The sequence below is a fragment of the Actinomyces sp. oral taxon 180 str. F0310 genome (assembly GCF_000185285.1).
Classification (GTDB): Bacteria; Actinomycetota; Actinomycetes; order Actinomycetales; family Actinomycetaceae; genus Pauljensenia.
This window is the reverse complement of sequence record NZ_GL622194.1, coordinates 672043-690599: the sequence shown is the minus strand read 5'-3', so window position 1 is coordinate 690599 and position 18557 is coordinate 672043. Positions and strand designations below refer to the sequence as shown.

The following is an 18557-nucleotide window of genomic DNA, read 5'->3' as shown; positions in this document are numbered from 1 at the left end:
TCTCTTCGGTGCCCTCAGACTACGTTTCGCGCGTCCGCAGCGTGCGGGAGAGTCCACGGTATGGCCCGTCGTGACCGGCCGGCGGAGAAACGGGAGGCGAATTCACGCACGCAGCCCTTTCCTTTTCCCTGTGGGTGTGCGCACATGCGTCCAGCCGCTGAAACGGCCAACGGCCCCACCCAAGCACCGGAATGCCGCGCTATACCATCCCGGCGCGGCCCCGGCCTCGTCCATGAGACGAAACCCGCACGGAAACGCGGCGCTCACGCTCCTAGTGTTGACTCATTACAAGCAATCGAAAGGCACACTCATGAGTCGCCCGCTGCGCTCGGCAACATCCACCCAGGGCCGCAACATGGCCGGAGCTCGCGCCCTGTGGCGCGCCACCGGCATGAAGGACGGGGACTTCGGCAAGCCGATCATCGCGATCGCCAACTCCTTCACCCAGTTCGTTCCCGGCCACGTCCACCTGAAGAACATGGGGGATCTGGTCGCCGGAGCTATCGAGGCCGCGGGCGGTGTCGCCAAGGAGTTCAACACGATCGCCGTCGACGACGGCATCGCCATGGGCCACGACGGCATGCTCTACTCCCTGCCCAGCCGCGACCTCATCGCCGACTGCGTCGAAACCATGGTGAACGCGCACCGTGCCGACGCCCTCGTGTGCATCTCCAACTGCGACAAGATCACCCCCGGCATGCTCCTGGCCGCCATGCGACTGAACATTCCGACGATCTTCGTCTCGGGCGGACCCATGGAATCCGGCGCCGCCGTGGACGGCGTCGTCGAGCACCGCCTCGACCTCATTGACGCGATGGTCATGGCCGTTGACGACTCCGTCAGCGACAATCAGCTGGCCAGCATCGAAGCAAACGCCTGCCCGACCTGCGGCTCCTGCGCCGGCATGTTCACGGCGAACTCGATGAACTGCCTGAACGAGGCCATCGGCCTGGCCCTGCCTGGCAACGGAACCACCCTGGCCACCCAGGTTGAACGCAAGAAGCTCTTCACCGAGGCCGGCACGCGCATCGTCGACATGTGCCGCGCCTACTACGACAATGAGGACGACTCGGTCCTGCCTCGCTCGATCGCCACGAAGGAGGCTTTCGAGAACGCGATGAGCCTGGACGTGGCCATGGGCGGCTCCACGAACACTGTCCTGCACATCCTCGCCATCGCCAACGAGGCCGGGGTTGACTTCACCCTTGACGACATCGACGCGATCTCGCGCCGAGTGCCCTGCCTGTGCAAGGTGGCCCCCAATTCCACGACCTACCACATCGAGCACGTCCACCGCGCCGGCGGCATCCCCGCGCTCCTGGGAGAGCTCGACCGCGCGGGCCTGCTGCGTCGCGGCGTCCACTCCGTCCACTCCTCCTCCCTGGATGAGTGGCTCGGGGCGTGGGACGTGCGCGGCGCCGCCCCCTGCGACGAGGCGAAGCACCGCTTCCTCGCCGCCCCCGGCGGCGTGCGCACCACCCGGGCCTTCTCGACCGCCAACCTGTTTGAGTCCCTCGACACCGACGCCGCCTCCGGGTGCATCCGCTCGGTCGAGCACGCCTACACCAAAGACGGCGGCCTGGCGGTTCTCTACGGCAACATCGCCGCAAACGGCGCCATCATCAAGTCCGCCGGTATCGACGAGTCCCTCTTCCACTTCATCGGCAAGGCCTTCGTCGTCGAATCCCAGGAGGAGGCTGTTGAGGCGATCCTCTCCAAGCGCGTCACCGAGGGCGACGTCGTCGTCATCCAGTACGAGGGCCCCAAGGGCGGCCCCGGCATGCAGGAGATGCTCTACCCGACCTCCTACCTCAAGGGCCTGGGCCTGGGCAAGAAGTGCGCCCTGATCACCGACGGACGCTTTTCGGGCGGCACCTCGGGCATATCCATCGGGCACATCTCTCCCGAGGCCGCGGCCGGCGGCGCGATCGGGCTGGTGCGCACCGGCGACGAGATCGAAATCGACGTCAACAACCGCGTGCTGCGCGCCCTGGTGAGCGACGAGGAGCTGGAGCGCCGCCGCGCCGAGAAGGGCCCGGCCCCGTGGAAGCCGTCGAAGCCGCGCCCCCGCCAGGTCTCCGACGCCCTGCGCGTCTACGGCATGCTTGCCGCCTCGGCCGACAAGGGAGGCGTGCGCGTCCTGCCCGACTGGGCGTGAGCCGAGCGCATACAATCGGGGGCATGCATGGAGAGTACAAAGTCCCCGGAGGCAAGCTCGTCGTCGTCGACACCGACGTGGAGGAAGACCGCCTTGCGCGCGTGAGCGTGTCGGGCGACTTCTTCCTCGACCCCGACGACGCGCTCACCCGGATCACCGCGTCCCTCGAAGGGGCCCCGGCCTCGTCGAGCGCCAAGGAACTGGCCGCGCGCGTGGAGGCCGCCCTCCACGAGGGCGACACCCTCATGGGCGTGACCCCCGAGGCCGTCGGCATCGCCGTGCGGCGGGCACTCGGCGCGGCCCTGTCGTGGGACGACATCGACTTCGAGGTGATCCACGGCCCCGTCGTTGACCCGATGATCAACGTCGCCATGGACGAAACCCTGGTTGAGGATGTGGCCGCGGGGCGCCGCAAGCCCTTCATGCGCCTGTGGGAGTGGAACGGCCCGCAGGTCGTCATCGGCTCCTTCCAGTCCTACCAAAACGAAATCCAGCAGGGCGGGGTGGAGCGCTACGGCATCACCGTCTCGCGCCGCGTCACCGGCGGCGGGGCCATGTTCATGGAGCCCGGTAACTGCATCACGTACTCCCTCGTGATTCCCACCGCCCTCGTGGAGGGGATGAGCTTCGAGCAGGCCTATCCATACCTGGACCAGTGGGTCATGGAGGTTCTCGACAAGCTGGGCATCAAGGCCAGGTACGTGCCCCTCAACGACATCGCCTCGGAGGCGGGCAAGATCGGCGGCGCCGCCCAGAAGCGTTGGGCCAGCGGCTACATGGTCCACCACGTGACGATGGCCTACGACATCGACGCCATCAAGATGAACGAGGTGCTGCGCATCGGCATGGAGAAGATTCGGGACAAGGGCACCCGCAGCGCCGTTAAGCGCGTGGATCCGATGCGCTCCCAGACCGGTCTTCCCCGCGAGGAGATCCTCCAGGCGTTCTTTGACCACTTCAAGGAGAAGTACAACGCGAGCGTCGGCACCATCACCGAGGAGGACCTGAGGGTCGCTCGCGAGCGCTGCGAGACTAAGTTCGCGCGCCCCGAGTGGGTGCACCGCATCCCCTGACTGCTCTACCGTCCGCCGTGGGCGTGCCTGTTTTCGCCCGCTTCGGTCCTCGTTCCTTGACGAGGCCGGGGCGGGTTTGCGCTCAGAAGAGCTGGAGCGCGCGCACCCCGTGGATGACGAGTTCGACGCCGATGACGAGGATAAGGAAGCCCATGATGCGTACGATCGCGCCGACGCCGCTAGCTCCCAGCCTGTCGATCCAGGGCGTGGCGTAACGCAGCAGCAGCGCGATGGCGGCGGCCGTCACCGCGATTCCAAGGACGATGCCGACGTGAAAGCCGATGGCCGTGTTTCGGGCGGCCAGCGCGATGACAACGCCGATCGATCCGGGGCCAGCGATGAGGGGCAGCGCCATGGGGGAGAAGGAGACGTCCGCCTTGGTCGTCGCGTGCTGGTCCTCCTCATTGGTGGAGCGGCGCTTGTTTTCCAGCATCGAGAAACCCGAGTGTGCGACGACGAGGCCGCCGGCGATCTGGAGGGAGGGCAGGTCGAAGCCGAAGAAACGCATGATAAGCGAGCCGCTGATCGCGAAGACCGCCAAGATGGCGAACACGTAGACGCCGGTCTTCCAGGCCTGGGATCGCACCGCCGCGGGGGTGCTGCCTGCGGTGAGGCCCGCGAAGCCGGCGAGAGCACCGATCGGGTTGGTGATCGGGGCGAGCGCCAGGATCGCTGCGGACATTCCGGCGAGAACGGTCGTCATGGGGTCAATCCTAGCCGGTGCGCTCGGGCAGCAGTGAGCGGTCTCATCGCAGACGGCGCTCCCCGAAAACGGCCGTGCCCAGGCGCACGATCGTCGCGCCCTCGGCGATGGCCCACTCCAAGTCACGGCTCATCCCCATCGACAGCTCCAGGGCTTCCTCGCCGACACCAAGTTCGCGGGCGGCCTCGCCTCGGATCGTGCGCAGGCGAGCGTAGGCGGCGCGCACGTCGGCCTCAACAGGGGAGTTCAGGCCAACCGTCATGAAGCCCGCGAGCTGCAGGTGGGCCGAGGCCTCGACCGCGTTGATCAGTGCGGCGACGTCGGAGGGGGCGCAGCCGTGCTTCGTGGCCTCACCCGACACGTTGACCTCAACGAAGACCGGGAGGCGCACACTTGCGCGCGCGTCGATCTTCGCCGCCAGGGCGGGGGAGTCAAGGGACTCGATCGCGTCCACGCAGGACAGGGCGTGGTTGATCTTGTTGGACTGAAGCGGGCCGATCAGGTGGACGCGGGCGCCGGGAACCTCCCGGATCGCGTCCACCGTGGATCGGGCCTCCTGCACGCGGTTGTGGCCGAGCAAGATGGGCAAACCCGCGTCACGCAGTGCAGTGGCGGCGGCGCGGCACTCCTCGGGGGTGCGCGTCTTGACCGCCAGCTCCAGGGTGACCGAATCGGTGCGTCCGCACGCGGATGTGGCGTGATCGATGCGGTCGCGGGCGGCGGCGATGGCGTCGGGAATACTCATGACGTCATGGTACGTGGCCCCAGCTTTCGGGGTTGAATCAGGGGCCGGTCAGGGACGGTCGGAGGCACGGTCGTGGCACGGTCGTGGCACACTGGAGTGTTCACCATTCGACGAAAGGACACGGTTGTGAAGACCCTGCTCAACATCATCTGGTTCTTCTTCGGCGGCCTGCCGCTCTTCCTCGGCTACCTGCTGGCCGGTCTCATCTCCTGCATCTTCATCGTCACGATCCCTGCGGGACTGGCCTGCTTCCGCATCGCCGGATACGTGCTGTGGCCCTTCGGCAAGCGCGTCATTGACAAGCCTGGCGCCGGGGCGGGATCGGCCCTCATGAACATCGTCTGGTTCGTCGTGGCTGGGCTGTGGCTCGCCATCGGGCACGTGACCACCGCCGCCGCGCAGGCCGTGACCATCGTTGGCATCCCGCTGGCCATCGCGAACCTCAAGATGATCCCGATCACCTGCTTCCCCTTTGGCAAGGCCGTCATCGACGACCCGACCGCATCCATCCTCTGACGCGTCCTACACTGGGGTCATGGCTCGTAAACACAGCAAGGATCACGGCGGTGGCCCCACCCGCGCCATCGAGGCGCTCACGGCGGCCGGCGTTGCTTTTACCGTTCACGAGTACGAGCACGACCCGGCCGCCCGGGCATTTGGCGAGGAAACCGTTGAAAAACTGGGGATCGACCCCACCCAGGCCTTTAAGACGCTCATGGTGCGCCTGGAGCCCACCGGCGAGTTCGTCGTCGGCTGCGTGCCCGCGCTGGCCCACCTGTCCATGAAGCTGATCGCCAAGGCCGCCGGTGCCAAGAGCGCGGCCATGGCCGACCCAGCGGTCGCACAGCGCCGCACCGGCTACGTCGTGGGCGGCATCAGCCCGCTCGGGCAGACCACGCCTCACCGCCTGTTCATCGATTCCTCGTGCCTGGACCACGAGACGATCATCATCTCGGGCGGGCGCCGCGGCCTGAGCGTCGAGCTGAGCCCCCTCGACCTCGTCGAGCTCGCCGGCGCCCAGGTGACGGACCTGGCTGCGCGCGGCTGAGACAAGCGCGGGGCGCACCCAGTCGATGCCGGGGCCGACGGACCTGGCGGCGCGCGGCTGAGACCGTTGGGCCCCTGCGGGTGGTGTGATGTCCGGGTTGGTGTAACCGGGACCGCCCCTGCGGAACGCGGTGCTTGGGTTGGTGTAACCGGGACCGCCCCTGCGGAACGCGGTGCTTGGGTTGGTGTAACCGGGACCACCCCTGCTGGTTGATTGTCGGTGTATTTGAGGGTTTTTCGCGGAGCGGGGGTGGTCTGGGTTTCACGAGGGGAATGAACGGTGGTTGCGGGGGTGGTCTGGGTTTCACGAGGTGACGGATCGGTGCCAGGGGGCCACCTGGTATGCCGAGAAAAGCGGGGGCAGTCCGTTTGCCTGCTTTGGCTCCGGGCAAGAAGCTTCCCCACGCGCAGCCGGGTCACCCTCGTGCGGGCAGGCGCATCGCCGCGGCCGGGGAAACCCGCCCGATCACGTCTGCCTCGCAAGAGACCTACACGTGGACACTCATTGAGGCAGCGCCACGGTTGTGACATCATCGGCAGCGATGAACGTGACTGAACTGAGCCGCCGTGGGCGCGCCGCCTACTGGGTGGTCGCCGCCCTCGCCTGGGCGGGCGTCGCCTCGACCATCATCATCAGCACGCTGGGCGGGTATGCCCCGCCGACCTACGTCGAGGAGGGGCTCTTCGCGGGAGCCGCCCACGGCTGGTCGGGCGCGCCCCAGCGCCTGGCCGATTGCCTGTCCTACTTCACCGAGCTGTCCAACATCATCGTCGCTCTCATCTCGACGATGCTGGCTCGACGCGGCAGCGTGGGACGCTGGGGGAGAGCCACCCACCTGTGCTCCCTCATGATGATCACCGTGACCGCGATCGTCTACGCCACCCTCATCGGCCCCTACGAGGTCCTCTCCGGCTTCGCGCTCGTCACCAACCCGCTCCAGCACATCGTCGTCCCCGCCGCCTTCGTGGGAACTGCCGCGCTCGCGGGGCCGCGCGGCGGCATCACGTGGGGGACGCTGGGACGCGCCCTGTTGATCCCGGTCGCGTGGGTGGCATACACGCTCGTGCGCGGAGCGTTCACCCATCAGTACCCCTACGGTTTCGTTAACGTGTGGCGCATCGGCTACGCGCAGGTCGCCATCAACATCGTGGCGATCCTGATCGGTGCCCTGCTTTTTATGGCGCTCTTCGCGGGCGCCGACTGGGCGATCCGGCAAGCGGGGCGGACCGACACGAGCCGCTCCGAAGACGCGTAGAGGAACGGCAACGTCTCGCAGCGGGCAGCGGTTGTGCGACGGGCGGGTGTCTCGCGGGCGAACCGAGGGTGACGACAGGTTGTTGTTTTGTCTAACCGCAAGAAATATAATCGGACCGAGTGTCCGATAGTGAAGGAGTCGCCGTGAAGATCCTCGTCATTCAAGGAAGTCCAGACGCAGCCAGCTACTCCCGCGAGCTGTCGCTCGCCTACGCTGAGGAGGCGCGCGCAGCGGGCAACGACGTTCGCATGATCGACCTTGCCACCGAGGACTTCGACCCGAACCTGCGCTACGGGTATCGCCAGCACATGGAGGACGAAAGCGCCCCGCAGCGCTACCAGGAGCTGATCGCGTGGGCAGACCACCTGGTCTTCAGCTTCCCGATCTGGTGGTCGGCTGAACCTGCGATCCTCAAGGGATTCGTCGATCGTACTTTCACGCCGCGCTTCGCGTACCGATTCGCTGACGGCAAGAGTGAACCGAAGCTGACAGGCAAGACGGCGGCGCTGATCCTCACCTGCCGCGCGCCCGCCTTCTTCTACCGGATATACGGAGGCCCGATCACGCGCTGGAAGCGCATGGTCCTGGGCTTCGTCGGGATCCGCCTGACGGACACGTTCATCCTCGGCAAGATCGATCATCCGCAGGACAACCCGACCTACCGCGCCGAATTCGTCGAGAAGGTACGACGCTACGCCCGCCGCTGACCCGCTGCGCGGCAGCCCGCCCAGTCGCCCCCGCGCCCGGTGGCCGCTAGAGTAAGGCCATGATCAGCGAACCCGGGCTTGTTCCCGAACTTGCTGTTACCAACTACGAGGCATCGCGCCGCTTTTGGTGTGACCTCGTCGGCTTTTGCCTTCGATACGAGCGACCCGAGGAGGGCTTCGGATACCTCGTCTTGGGCAATGCGCACCTGATGCTCGACCAGATCAACCACGGGAGGACGTGGGCGACCGGCCCCCTTGAGCCACCGCTTGGTCGCGGGATCAACCTCGAGGTTCAGGTCGAAGATCTGGACGCCGCGTGGCGGCGCCTCACGCAGGCGCAGTGGCCGATCTTCGTCGAACCCGAAGAACAGTGGTATCGGGTGGGCGAGCGCGAGATCGGCGTTCGGCAGTTCCTGGTCCAGGACCCCGACGGTTACCTTCTGCGCCTCCAGCAGGAGATCGGCGAGCGGCGAGCGCCCGCCGCGATGGCGTGACGGCCTCGGCCGGGACGCGGGAGCAACCGCTACAGTGGGGCGGGTGACCAGCACTATCTCCCCATCCCTTTCCCGGCGTGGCCGAGCCTCCTACGCGGCGGTCGCCGCCCTCGCCTGGGCGGGCGTCGCCTCGATGATCATCATCAGCACCCTTGGCGGGTACGCGCCGCCCACCTACTACGAGGAGGGACTCTTCGGGGGTGCCGCATACGGCTGGGCGGGTGCTCCCCAGCGCCTCGTCGAGTGCCTGTCCTATTTCACCGAGCTCTCCAACGTCATGGTCGTGCTCGTTTCGACAGTGCTGTCCCGCCGCGGGCGCGTCGGACGCTGGGGGAGGGCCGCCCACCTGTGCGCGCTCATGATGATCACCGTGACCGCGGTCGTCTACGCGGTTCTTATCGCCCCCACGGAGACCCTGTCGGGCTTCGCGCTGGTCACTTACCCCCTCCAGCACATTGTCGTGCCGATCGCCTTCGTCGGAGTCGTCGCGCTCGCGGGTCCTCGCGGCGGCATCACGTGGGGGACACTGGGCCGCGCACTGCTGATCCCGGCCGTGTGGGTTGCCTACACGCTCGCGCGCGGCGCTCTGGTCCACCAGTACCCCTACGGTTTCGTCAACGTGTGGCGCATCGGCTACGCGCAGGTCGGGGTGAACATCGTCGCCATCCTCAGCGGGGCCCTGGTGTTCATGGGCTTCTTCGCGGCCATCGACTGGGCGATCCGTAGAACCAAGCGAGCCGAGGCAATCTCCTCCGGGGACGGTGCCGAGGGCAGGTGACCTCACGCCGCGCGGTGTGGTGCGCGGCGTGGTTGCGGGGCGGGTATGCGCGGCGGCTGGGCCCGCCATCCTCAAAGGTTTCCTCGACCGCGCTGTCACCCCGCGCTTCGGCTGCCGATTTGCCGACTCCAAGAGCCAAGCAGTCTTGAAGGGTAAAACGGCTCGTCGCATGTGAGGCTACAGGAGTGGCGGCATGTTGTGGCTGCGGGTGCCCGATACGTTGCAATGCACCTGTTGGGTCGCGGTGCACCCGTTAGGTCGCAATGCACCCGATCGGAAGGGGTGTATTGCATACCGATCGGGTGCACCGCCAACAAGAACAACCGCGCGAGAGCGCGCGACAGTGCCAGCGCGTCGACCCGGTGCGTCGAGGCGCTCGCGTTTGGAGTGCGAGAGCGTCCTCAAGGAGGTGGGTCGCGCGACGCGCCTTACCTCCGCGGGGCGCGTCGTGGCCGCGGGGCGAGGTACCGCGCGCCAGCGTTCACCCACCGCATGTTCGCGTGCACGCCGCTAGTGGCCTAGCCACGCCCGCATCCAAGACGTCGGCGGGTGCCTCCCGGGCCTGTGGTGGCAGACCTACGACAGATGTGCGCGCGACCCCGGAGGTTGGAGCCGCAGCCCTACCGCGGAGCGACCGTGACAGTCGCGAGTGCGACCCGTCCGGCCTCGTCCGAGGCATCCACGTCCACGAGGGCGACGATGCGCCAGTCCATGTCCTCCTCCGGGTCGAACAGGGTCTGCGTGGCCAGCCAAAACGTACCGGCCGCAGCCTGATCGACCGCGTCCGCGATCACCTCGATGCGCGCCACCTGGGCGCGCTGGAACTCAGACGACACTGCAGCGGGGGCCAGCTCCAGCACATCCTCGCGGGTCGGGGCCTCGTTCAACGAACACAGCGACAGGGCACGCGCATGCTGGTCGATGCCGATCCACTCGTGCTCCGCCCAGTAGCGTTCAAGCACGGCGTCCCACTCGTCCTCGCCCCACGGGGCCACCACGGGGGTACGCGAGGCCTCGTCCAGGCGCGCCAAGGCCTCGACGTTGTCGCGGCTCATCGCCTCCACGCGCTCGAACAGCGCGCCACGGATCGCCGTGCGGAACGCGTGTCGGTTCGCGCTGAAGGGAACGGTCCCGTCCTCGCGGGCGCCGAAGGCCAGCTCCGTGCCCTGTGTGCCGTCGCCCTCGGACGCGGGGGAGAGGACATGACCCGTGGACATGGCCTCCCACTCGTCCAGCAGCGAGGAATCCACCGCGCGGATGAGCGCCGACAGCCAGGCGATAATCGAACGCAGCTCGTCCGTCATCAGCTCGTCGGGCACGATCTGGCGCAGCGCCCGGTACGCGTCCGTCAGGTAGCGCAGCACGATGCCCTCGGATCGTCCCACGTCGTAGCGGCCCACGATCCCCGTGAAGGTCAGCGCGTTCTCGATCATCTCGCGCACGACCGACTTCGGGGAAATCTCCTGATCCCCGATCCACGGATTCGCGCGCACATACACCGCGAAGGCATCCCCCAGGAGCGATGCCAGCGGCCGAGGCCACGTCACCTCCTCCAGGGCGGCCATCCTCTCCTCGTACTCCAACCCCTCGGCCTTCATCGCCGCCACGGCCTCGGCGCGCGCCGCCTTCTCCTGCGCGAAGAGCAGCGGGCGCGGATCCTCCAGGACCGACTCGATGACCGAGACGACGTCCAGGGCGAAGGTCGGTGACTCCGGGTCCAGGAGCTCCAGGGCCGCCAGCGCGAAGGGGGAGAGCGGCTGGTTGAGCGCGAAATCGTCCGGCAGGTCGGTGGCGGCGCGCAGGCGAGGCTCCCCCGAGGCCGAGGCCTGCGCAGAAGACACGTGCTCGACGACGCCCGCCTGCTTCATCGACGTGTAGATCTCGCCCAGGCGGCGCAGGTGCGGGTTGCGATCCGTGGGCGGATCATCGTTGTTGCGAGCTAGCCACACGAGGTGCTCGCCCGGGTCGCGCCCGGCGGCGGGTGCTCCCGCCAAGACGTTGAGGACCATCGCGTGAGTCATCTCGAAGCGGCTGGTCAGCTTCTCGGGGGCAGCCTCGACCAGGCGATCGAAGGTCGAGCGCGTCCAGGAGACCTCGCCCGCTTCCGGTCCCTTGCGCTTCTTCGCGGACTTCCTTGCCGCGCGCTTTGCCTCGCGCGCATCGCGGGCCGCCTCCTGAGCGGCGCTCAGGCGAGCGCGCTCGCGCGCGGATTCCACCTCGTGCTCGGGAGCCAGGACGCGCACGAAACCGACCGTGTCGAAGCCGGCGCGGCCCGCGCGGCCAGCGATCTGGTGGAACTCTCGCGCGCTCACGTGGCGCATGCGACGTCCGTCGTACTTGACGAGCGACGTCATGAGGACGGTGCGGATCGGCACGTTGATCCCCACCCCCAGAGTGTCCGTGCCGCACACGATCGGCAGCAGGCCCGCCTGCGTGAGGCGCTCGACCAGGCGGCGGTAGCGCGGCAGCATGCCCGCGTGGTGGACGCCGATGCCCTGCGCGAGCAGGGACTTGAGGGTCTGGCCGAACCCCTTTGTGAAGGATACGCCCGCCAGCTGGGCGCCGATCTCCTTCTTCTGGTCGGCGGAAATCAGCGAGGAACGATCAAAGGACTGTGCCGTCGCGACGGCGTCGCGCTGGGAGAAGTGCACGATGTAGACGGGCCAGCGGCCCTCGCCCAGCAGCCGCTCGACCGTATCGGGTAGGCGATCGACGACGTAGTCAAACTCGAGGGGAACGGGCCGCTCCGCGTCGTCGACGAGCGCCACGTCGCGTCCGGTGCGTTCCTTCCAGCTGCGCTCGAAATGCGAGGTATCGCCCAGCGTGGCGCTCATGGCGACCACCTGTGGGGCCGTCAGCTCCAGGAGCGGGACCTGCCACGCCCACCCGCGCTGGCGATCACCGTAGAAGTGGAACTCGTCCATGACGATCATGTCGGCGTCCAGGCTCGGTCCCTCGCGCAGCGACTGGTTTGCCAGGATCTCGGCCGTGCAGCAGATGATCGGGGCGTCGGCGTTGAGCGAGACGTCCCCGGTGACCATGCCGACGTTGTCAGCGCCGAAGAGAGACACCAGATCGAAGAACTTCTCCGACACGAGCGCCTTCAGGGGCGCCGTGTAGTAGGAGCGGCCCCCGTGGGCCATGGACGTAAAGTGCGCGGCCAGGGCGATCATGGACTTCCCGGAGCCCGTGGGGGTGGCCGCGATGACGTGGTTGCCCGCCAGGATCTCGACGAGAGCTTCCTCCTGGTGAGGGTAGAGCGGCCTGCCCGTCGAGGCAGCCCATGACGTGAAGGCCTCGTATAGGGCGTCGTCGTCTCCCAGCCGACCGGCGTCCTCCAGGTCGTCCAGGATCTCGTTCAGTGTCGCGCTCATGGTCTCATTGTCCCAGACGGCGCCCGGGCGCGCCCCGCCCGCGCCCGGGCGCGCGGCGAGACGAGGGATGCCCGGACAGACGGGCTGTGGCAAGATGAACGGTACCCATCAACGCGGGTCCGTCCCGCCAAGCGCGCGAGGCCGCGACGAACCCGGTCTCGTCCCTGAACCCACGGGAGGCACCAGTGGAAGAGATCGCCCAGATCGAGCAACAGATCGCCGACTGGATCACGATGCGCCTGACGATCGTCATCCTCATCGGCGTGGGCGTGGTCCTCACCGTCATCTCTCGCGGCGTCCAGGTGCGCCTCTTCCCCGAGATGGTGCGCACGGTCCTCGGGTCTCGGCAGGGCGCCAAGGGAGGGATCTCCTCGTTCCAGGCCTTCGCGATCTCCCTGGCCGCGCGCGTCGGCGTCGGCAACGTCTTCGGCGTGGCGGCCGCCCTCATGTTCGGCGGCCCAGGCGCGATCTTCTGGATGTGGGTCGTGGCCCTGGTCGGCATGGCGACCGCGTTCTTCGAGGCGACGCTGGCGCAGATCTTCAAGGTCAAGCACTCCGACGGTTCCTACCGCGGCGGCCCGGCCTATTACATCAAGCGCGGCATGAAGAACCGCGTGCTGGCAAACGTCTTCGCCGTCATCACAGTGGTCACCTGCGGCATCGTCATCACCTCCGTGCAGTCCAACGCCATCGCCGGAACCCTGACGAGCGCCTTTGGTGAAGCCGCTAAGCAGCCCCTGCCGGGTGCCGGCGGTTTCTCGGCCGCGCAACTCACGGTCGCCGGCCTCATCTTCGTCTTCTCCGCGATGGTGATCTTCGGCGGCATCCGCACCGTCGCCCGCGTCACCGAGTGGATGGCGCCGATCATGGCGCTCGTCTACGTCATCATGGTCGCGATCATCTGCCTCATGAACATCGGCCAGTTCGGCACCGTGCTCGCTCAGATCTTCTCCTCGGCCTTCTCCGCCGACGCTACCGTCGGCGGCCTGGGCGGCGGCATCATCGCGGCGATGATCAACGGCACTAAGCGCGGCCTCTTCTCCAACGAGGCAGGACAGGGAACCGCCCCGAACGCCGCAGCCACGGCAACCGTCTCGCACCCCGTGCGCCAGGGCCTCATCCAGTCTCTCGGCGTCTTCATCGACACGATCATCGTGTGCACGGCGACGGCGTTCGTCATCCTCATCGCGGGCCCCGCTGTGTGGTCTGGGGCGGACGTCAACCCCTCGAACCTGACGACGCTGGCCGTCGCCCACGAGCTGGGAGGATGGACGATCATCCCGATGGCGATCCTCATCTTCGTGCTCGCCTACTCCTCGGTCATCGCCGCCTACGTCTACTCCGATACGAACATGTCCTTCGTGTGTGGCGACGCCCCGTGGGCGACGTGGACGGTGCGCGTCGTGTGCGTCGCCTCCGCGACGGTCGGCGCGCTGCTCTCCCTCGACGTCGTGTGGAACGCGGTCGACATCGCGATGGCCGTCATGACGATCACCAACCTCGTCGCCCTGGTCTTCCTCGCCCGGTGGGTGCTGGGGGCGTTGCACGACTACGAGGAACAGCGTCGGCGCGGCGTCGCCGAACCCGTCTTCGTGGGGGAGAAGAACCCGCTGCTCCCCGGCAACGTTCCCGGCCATGTCTGGAAGCGCGCGAAGAAGAAGTAACCCCGAACGGCAACGTCGGTGGGTGCGCCTGGCTCATCGCGAGCCCGGCGCACCCGCCGCATGCACGGGCGCAGCCTCCGCGCTCGGGGCGGGCGTGGGTTAGGCTACCGGCATGAGAATCGCACGTTTTTCCGATGGAACGAACCCCGTGTATGGCGCCCTGGAGGAGGGGTCAACGAGGATCGTGGGACTCAAGGGAGATCCGCTATTCTCGCCCGTGGAGCCTTCCGGCCAGATCTACGAGCTGGGCGAGGTACGCCTGCTCTCCCCGGTGATCCCGCGCTCCAAGGTCGTGGGAATCGGCAACAACTATTCCGGCGCGCCCATCGCCGCCGACGAGCGGACGGAACCGCCAATCTTCCTGAAGGCCAACACCTGCGTGATCGGTCCGGACGACCCCATCGCGATCCCGCGGTGGTCGAACGACGTCGTCTTCGAGGGCGAGCTGGCGATCGTCATCAAGTCCCTGGCCAAGGACGTGAGCGTCGAGGACGCGCCGCAGATGATCCTCGGCTACACGATCGCCAACGATGCGACCGCCCGCGACGCGATGACGGGCGGCCCCTGGTCGCGCGGCAAGTCTTTCGACTCGGCGTGCCCGCTGGGCCCGTGGATTACGGTCGACCCCGCCCTTGACGTCACCAACCTCGCGATCCGCTCCTACCTGAACGGCGAGATCGCTCAGGATAGCTCGACCGCGCACATGATCTGGAACCCCTTCGAGCTGGTTTCCTACGTGTCTCACCAGATGACGCTGCTGCCCGGCGACGTGATCGCCACGGGTGCGCCCGCGGGTGCGCAGGTCGTTCACGCCGGTGACCGCGTGGAGATTGAGATCGAGGGGATCGGGCGCCTGACGAACCCTGTCGTCCGAGCCTAATTGTGTGACCTGTGTGATAGGATTACGTCGTTCTGACAATATCTCTGTCGCATAGGAGCATACCGTGAGCGAACCCCAATCCTCGGGCGCATTGGCCGTCGAAATGGCGGGCCTGGACGTCATCCCCGAATCCGATCGCAAGGGCAGGCCCGCCGACCTCTTCATGCCGTGGTTCGCCGCAAACATCTCCGTCCTGGGGATCTCGTGGGGCTCGTGGGTGCTCGGATTCGGCCTGTCCCTGATCCAGGCCGTGATGGTCTCGGTCGTGGGAGTGTCACTGTCCTTCCTGGTGTGCGGACTCATCGCGATCGCGGGTAAACGCGGTTCCGCGCCGACCCTGGTCCTCTCGCGCGCCGCCTTCGGCTTCAACGGCAACAGGGTCTCGGCGGCCATCTCCTGGATCCTGACCGTGGGATGGGAGACCTTCCTGGCGATCATGGCGGTGCAGGCCACGGCCACCGTCATGGGAGCGATGGGCTTTACCAATCACGTGCTCGCCCAGGTGATTGCCCTCATCCTCGTCGTCGTCTTAGCGGCCGGTTCGGGCATTCTCGGTTTCGAGGCCATCATGAAGGTGCAGACGTGGATCACGTGGGCCACGGGGCTCCTGACGATCGTGTACCTCGTGCTGGTGGCGCCGACCATCGATGTCGCGGTTCTGTCCGCGCGTGAATCGGCTCCCGCCGCCGCTGTCCTGGGGGCCTGTTGCATGCTCCTCGTCGGATTTGGTTTCGGGTGGATCAACGCCGCGGCCGACTATTCGCGCTACCTCCCGCGTGCCGCCTCAACGCGGGGTGTGGTCGGGTGGACCACGCTGGGAGCGGCGCTGCCTACGGTCATCCTCGTGTTTTTCGGAATCCTCCTCGTCGGCTCGGCCGACGAATCTCTGTCCGAGGCGATCGGCTCCGATCCGATCGGAGCGCTCACGACGCTGCTGCCCACGTGGTTCCTCGTTCCCTTTGCGCTCGTCGCGATCCTGGGACTCATCGGCGGCATCGTCATGGACATCTACTCCTCCGGTCTGTCGCTGCTCGCCACGGGCGTGCCCGTCTCGCGGCCGGTGGCCACGGCCATTGACGGCACGATCATGACCGTGGGAACCATCGTTGTCGTGTTCTTCGCCGATTCTTTCCTGACCCCCTTCACCGCGTTCCTGACGACCCTCGGAGTCGTGATCGCCGCGTGGGGTGGCGTCATGCTCGCCGACATTGCGCTGCGCCGCAAGGACTACGACGAGCCCTCGCTCTTTACCCCGTCGGGCCGCTACGGCTCGGTCAACTGGGGGGCCGTCGCCTCCCTCCTCGTTGGCTCGCTGGTGGGCTGGGGCCTCGTCGTCAACGCGAACGCTTCCTGGCTCTCCTGGCAGGGCTACCTCCTGGGCCCCCTGGGCGGTCGCGACGGTGACTGGGCGGGCGCCAACATCGGTATCCTCCTGGCCATGGTCGTGGGATTCGTGGGCTACTGGGCGACCAGCGTCGGCCGAGTGCGCGCGCAGGAGAAACTCGAGTCACGCACCTACGCGCAGGGTGCGGAAGGCGACGAGCGGTGAGCGTCGACCCGCGCTTTGCGGCGGCTCTCGTGGACGAGGAGGCGCTGGTCGGCTCGCGCTCTCTCACCGAGCTCATGGGACGTCCCGACGCGCTCGTTGTCCTCGGGTCGGGCCTGGCCGACGCCCTTGACGAGGCGTGGGGAACCCCCGTGGCCACCGCGTCCCTGGAAGAGATCCCCGGCGTTCTTCCTCCCGTTGCCGACGGGCACGGCGGGCAGCTGCGCGCCTACGAGCGCGACGGGGGAGCGGTTCTCGTGGCGACGGGGCGCACCCACCTCTACGAGGGAGTGGGAGCGCGGGCCGTGACCGCCCTTGCCCGCGCCGCCGCCTCCGCTGGGATCAGCCGAGCGGTGCTGACGAACGCGAACGGATGCCTGCGGCAGTGGAGGCTCGGCGACGTCATGGCGATCACCGATCACGTGAACCTCTCCGGCTTCTCTCCCTTCGACGGCCCCCTTTTCCTGGACGTGTCGGCGGTCTGGGACCGGCCGATGACGGACGCGCTGCGCGGGGTCTGCCAGCGGGAGGGCGTCTACGCGATCCTGCGCGGACCCGAGTACCAGACACCGGCCGAAACCCGGATCCTCGCGGGCCTGGGCGTGGACTGCGTGGGCATGTCCACGGTCATGGAGGCGCTCACCCTGAACGCCCTGGGGGTGCGCGTGGCCGGAATGTCCGTCGTCTCCGACTTGTCCTTCGCTAACACGCCCACGGATCCGGCGGCCGTCGTCAAGGCCGCGTCCTCGGCGCGAGCAACGGTTATCGCCGGGATCGAAGCCGCCCTGCGCGCCTGATGCGTCGGGCGCGGCGCCATCTCCCGAGGCCGCGGCGCGAGCCCCGTGGGCGGCCACGGGTTGGCCAGGGGCGGGCCCCGATGGGGGAGGCCGCGTCAGAGCAGGTCGAGGACCCGCTCCACGATCCGCGAGGCCACGTCGGGGGCGCACGCCAGGTTGATGCGAGCCCACGAGGAATAGTCCGCCCCGAGGGTGCGCCCATCGTTGGCTGCGATGCCTGCTCGCTCACGCAGCGTCGCGGCGGGGGAGAGGGGACCCAGATCAATGCCGTCAAAGCCCCACCAGGTCAGGTAGGTTCCCTCCGGGCGCACGAAGTCGATCGGCGTGTCGGCCAACGCGTTCACCACGCGCTCAACATTGCCTCGGATCAGCTCCTTGACCTCGCGCTGCCACTCATCCCCGCGCTCGTAGGCGGCGATCGCGCCGACCGTGCCGATGACGGACGCGTCGTGGCGTACCTCGGCGGCGAACTCGTCCCAGCGCGCGCGCAGCGCGTCGTCGGGGAGGATGACCTGCGCGCTGGGAAGCCCGGCGATGTTCCACCCCTTTGACGCGGCGGTCGCCGTCACGGTGTGGGCCGCGAAGGCCGGGCCGAGTGACGCGTAGGAGACGAAGGGGAGCGCCTCATCGAGGACCAGGGAGGAGTGAATCTCGTCGGCGAAGACCAGCGCGTCGTAGGCGCCTACCACCTCGTGGAGCGCCCGCAGCTCCTCCTCGCCAAGGACGCGGCCGATCGGGTTCCACGGGTTGCACAGGATGACGAGGCCAGCCCCGGCCTCCAGCCCCGCCCGGATCCCCTCCAGGTCGAGCGCCCAGCCGCGCCCGCCCGCGCGCGTGCCGCGCAGCGACGGAACCTCGATGACGGGGTGGCCAAGCTTGGTGGGAATCGACAGGAACGGCATGTACGCGGGGGTCGGGACGACGACGGGCGCTCCGGGCCGCACGAGACGCGCGATGGTGGCCTCGAGCGCTGGCAGGACCGCGGACGCCAGGCGCACGTGCGACTCATCCACCGCCCACCCGAAGCGCCTCTTGTGAAACTCCGCGGCGGCCGCGGCGGCGGCGGGTTCCAGCCAGGTGGGTTGGTAGCCGAGCAAGCCGTCATCAATCGCGCGCTTCATCGCCTCGGCGACCTCGGGGGCCGTCCCGAAGTCCATCTCTGCCACCCACGCCCCGATCGTGGGTTCGCCGTTGGAGCGAGTGATCCCCGTCCACTTGAGCGAACCCGTGCGGTAGAGGTGGGCGTCGGAAAAGAGACGGACGGGCATGCTATCTATCCTCCTGATGTGGTGGGTGCGGCGGCGAGGCCCCGATGGTGATACACGCTATCCCTCA

At 67.8% G+C, this 18557-nt stretch carries 16 protein-coding genes; 12 read left to right on the top strand and 4 right to left on the bottom strand.

Translation table 11 applies throughout. The features are described from left to right. Positions 1-310: 310 nt before the first annotated feature. Entirely contained in the window at positions 311-2158 is a 1848-nt protein-coding gene (gene ilvD / locus HMPREF9006_RS03075; protein WP_009212072.1) for a dihydroxy-acid dehydratase, read from the top strand. Between the two features lie 23 nt (positions 2159-2181). Next, on the top strand, positions 2182-3231 hold the full coding sequence (locus tag HMPREF9006_RS03070; protein WP_009212071.1) for a lipoate--protein ligase family protein: 1050 nt from the start codon (positions 2182-2184) through the stop codon (positions 3229-3231). Between the two features lie 82 nt (positions 3232-3313). On the opposite strand, the gene HMPREF9006_RS03065 is transcribed toward HMPREF9006_RS03070, so the two are convergent. Next, on the bottom strand, positions 3314-3934 hold the full coding sequence (locus tag HMPREF9006_RS03065; protein ID WP_009212070.1) for a MarC family protein: 621 nt from the start codon (positions 3932-3934) through the stop codon (positions 3314-3316). A 43-nt stretch (positions 3935-3977) separates the two neighbouring features. Continuing rightward, the gene (locus HMPREF9006_RS03060) at positions 3978-4679 is read right to left on the bottom strand and encodes a YggS family pyridoxal phosphate-dependent enzyme (RefSeq protein WP_009212069.1); all 702 of its coding nucleotides are present in this window, start codon (positions 4677-4679) and stop codon (positions 3978-3980) included. A 126-nt stretch (positions 4680-4805) separates the two neighbouring features. Here HMPREF9006_RS03060 and HMPREF9006_RS03055 point away from each other — a divergent pair, with 126 nt between their 5' ends. From HMPREF9006_RS03055 to HMPREF9006_RS03030, 6 genes are all read left to right on the top strand, one after another. Then, complete coding sequence (locus HMPREF9006_RS03055) at positions 4806-5195, top strand: YccF domain-containing protein (protein WP_034230957.1); 390 nt, start codon at positions 4806-4808, stop codon at positions 5193-5195. A 19-nt stretch (positions 5196-5214) separates the two neighbouring features. Next, positions 5215-5727, top strand: a complete 513-nt coding sequence (gene ybaK / locus HMPREF9006_RS03050; protein ID WP_009212067.1) for a Cys-tRNA(Pro) deacylase — start codon at positions 5215-5217, stop codon at positions 5725-5727. Positions 5728-6268: 541 nt separating this feature from the next. Beyond that, entirely contained in the window at positions 6269-6982 is a 714-nt protein-coding gene (locus HMPREF9006_RS03045) for a Pr6Pr family membrane protein (protein WP_009212065.1), read from the top strand. Positions 6983-7125: 143 nt separating this feature from the next. Then, positions 7126-7689 (top strand): NAD(P)H-dependent oxidoreductase, encoded by a 564-nt coding sequence (locus tag HMPREF9006_RS03040; RefSeq protein WP_009212064.1) that lies wholly within the window; start codon positions 7126-7128, stop codon positions 7687-7689. A gap of 59 nt (positions 7690-7748) precedes the next feature. Then, positions 7749-8183, top strand: a complete 435-nt coding sequence (locus tag HMPREF9006_RS03035) for a bleomycin resistance protein (protein ID WP_009212063.1) — start codon at positions 7749-7751, stop codon at positions 8181-8183. A gap of 43 nt (positions 8184-8226) precedes the next feature. Continuing rightward, a complete protein-coding gene (locus tag HMPREF9006_RS03030) occupies positions 8227-8961 on the top strand; it encodes a Pr6Pr family membrane protein (RefSeq protein WP_034230954.1) in 735 nt (244 codons plus the stop codon). A gap of 620 nt (positions 8962-9581) precedes the next feature. Here HMPREF9006_RS03030 and HMPREF9006_RS03025 read toward each other — a convergent pair. Beyond that, positions 9582-12335 (bottom strand): DEAD/DEAH box helicase, encoded by a 2754-nt coding sequence (locus HMPREF9006_RS03025; RefSeq protein ID WP_009212061.1) that lies wholly within the window; start codon positions 12333-12335, stop codon positions 9582-9584. Positions 12336-12520: 185 nt separating this feature from the next. Here HMPREF9006_RS03025 and HMPREF9006_RS03020 point away from each other — a divergent pair, with 185 nt between their 5' ends. From HMPREF9006_RS03020 to HMPREF9006_RS03005, 4 genes are all read left to right on the top strand, one after another. Beyond that, on the top strand, positions 12521-13999 hold the full coding sequence (locus HMPREF9006_RS03020) for an alanine/glycine:cation symporter family protein (RefSeq protein WP_009212059.1): 1479 nt from the start codon (positions 12521-12523) through the stop codon (positions 13997-13999). 112 nt (positions 14000-14111) lie between these two features. Then, entirely contained in the window at positions 14112-14879 is a 768-nt protein-coding gene (locus tag HMPREF9006_RS03015) for a fumarylacetoacetate hydrolase family protein (RefSeq protein WP_009212058.1), read from the top strand. A 103-nt stretch (positions 14880-14982) separates the two neighbouring features. Continuing rightward, positions 14983-16428: a purine-cytosine permease family protein gene (locus tag HMPREF9006_RS03010; protein ID WP_083806967.1), complete on the top strand. Its 1446-nt coding sequence runs from the start codon at positions 14983-14985 to the stop codon at positions 16426-16428. Next, complete coding sequence (locus HMPREF9006_RS03005; RefSeq protein ID WP_009212056.1) at positions 16425-17222, top strand: purine-nucleoside phosphorylase; 798 nt, start codon at positions 16425-16427, stop codon at positions 17220-17222. Before HMPREF9006_RS03010 ends, HMPREF9006_RS03005 begins: the two co-directional genes overlap by 4 nt. Before the next feature lie 95 nt (positions 17223-17317). On the opposite strand, the gene HMPREF9006_RS03000 is transcribed toward HMPREF9006_RS03005, so the two are convergent. Continuing rightward, positions 17318-18490, bottom strand: a complete 1173-nt coding sequence (locus HMPREF9006_RS03000; RefSeq protein ID WP_009212055.1) for a MalY/PatB family protein — start codon at positions 18488-18490, stop codon at positions 17318-17320. Between the last annotated feature and the right edge of the window lie 67 nt (positions 18491-18557).

Bases quoted from the DNA above. Each gene is read 5' to 3' on its own strand.
- HMPREF9006_RS03070 (WP_009212071.1), top strand. From the start codon at position 2,182: ATGCATGGAGAGTACAAAGTCCCCGGAGGCAAGCTCGTCGTCGTCGAC.
- HMPREF9006_RS03000 (WP_009212055.1), bottom strand. From the start codon at position 18,490: ATGCCCGTCCGTCTCTTTTCCGACGCCCACCTCTACCGCACGGGTTCG.
- HMPREF9006_RS03015 (WP_009212058.1), top strand. From the start codon at position 14,112: ATGAGAATCGCACGTTTTTCCGATGGAACGAACCCCGTGTATGGCGCC.
- HMPREF9006_RS03065 (WP_009212070.1), bottom strand. From the start codon at position 3,934: ATGACGACCGTTCTCGCCGGAATGTCCGCAGCGATCCTGGCGCTCGCC.
- ybaK (WP_009212067.1), top strand. From the start codon at position 5,215: ATGGCTCGTAAACACAGCAAGGATCACGGCGGTGGCCCCACCCGCGCC.
- HMPREF9006_RS03025 (WP_009212061.1), bottom strand. From the start codon at position 12,335: ATGAGCGCGACACTGAACGAGATCCTGGACGACCTGGAGGACGCCGGT.
- HMPREF9006_RS03010 (WP_083806967.1), top strand. From the start codon at position 14,983: ATGGCGGGCCTGGACGTCATCCCCGAATCCGATCGCAAGGGCAGGCCC.
- HMPREF9006_RS03060 (WP_009212069.1), bottom strand. From the start codon at position 4,679: ATGAGTATTCCCGACGCCATCGCCGCCGCCCGCGACCGCATCGATCAC.
- ilvD (WP_009212072.1), top strand. From the start codon at position 311: ATGAGTCGCCCGCTGCGCTCGGCAACATCCACCCAGGGCCGCAACATG.
- HMPREF9006_RS03045 (WP_009212065.1), top strand. From the start codon at position 6,269: ATGAACGTGACTGAACTGAGCCGCCGTGGGCGCGCCGCCTACTGGGTG.
- HMPREF9006_RS03035 (WP_009212063.1), top strand. From the start codon at position 7,749: ATGATCAGCGAACCCGGGCTTGTTCCCGAACTTGCTGTTACCAACTAC.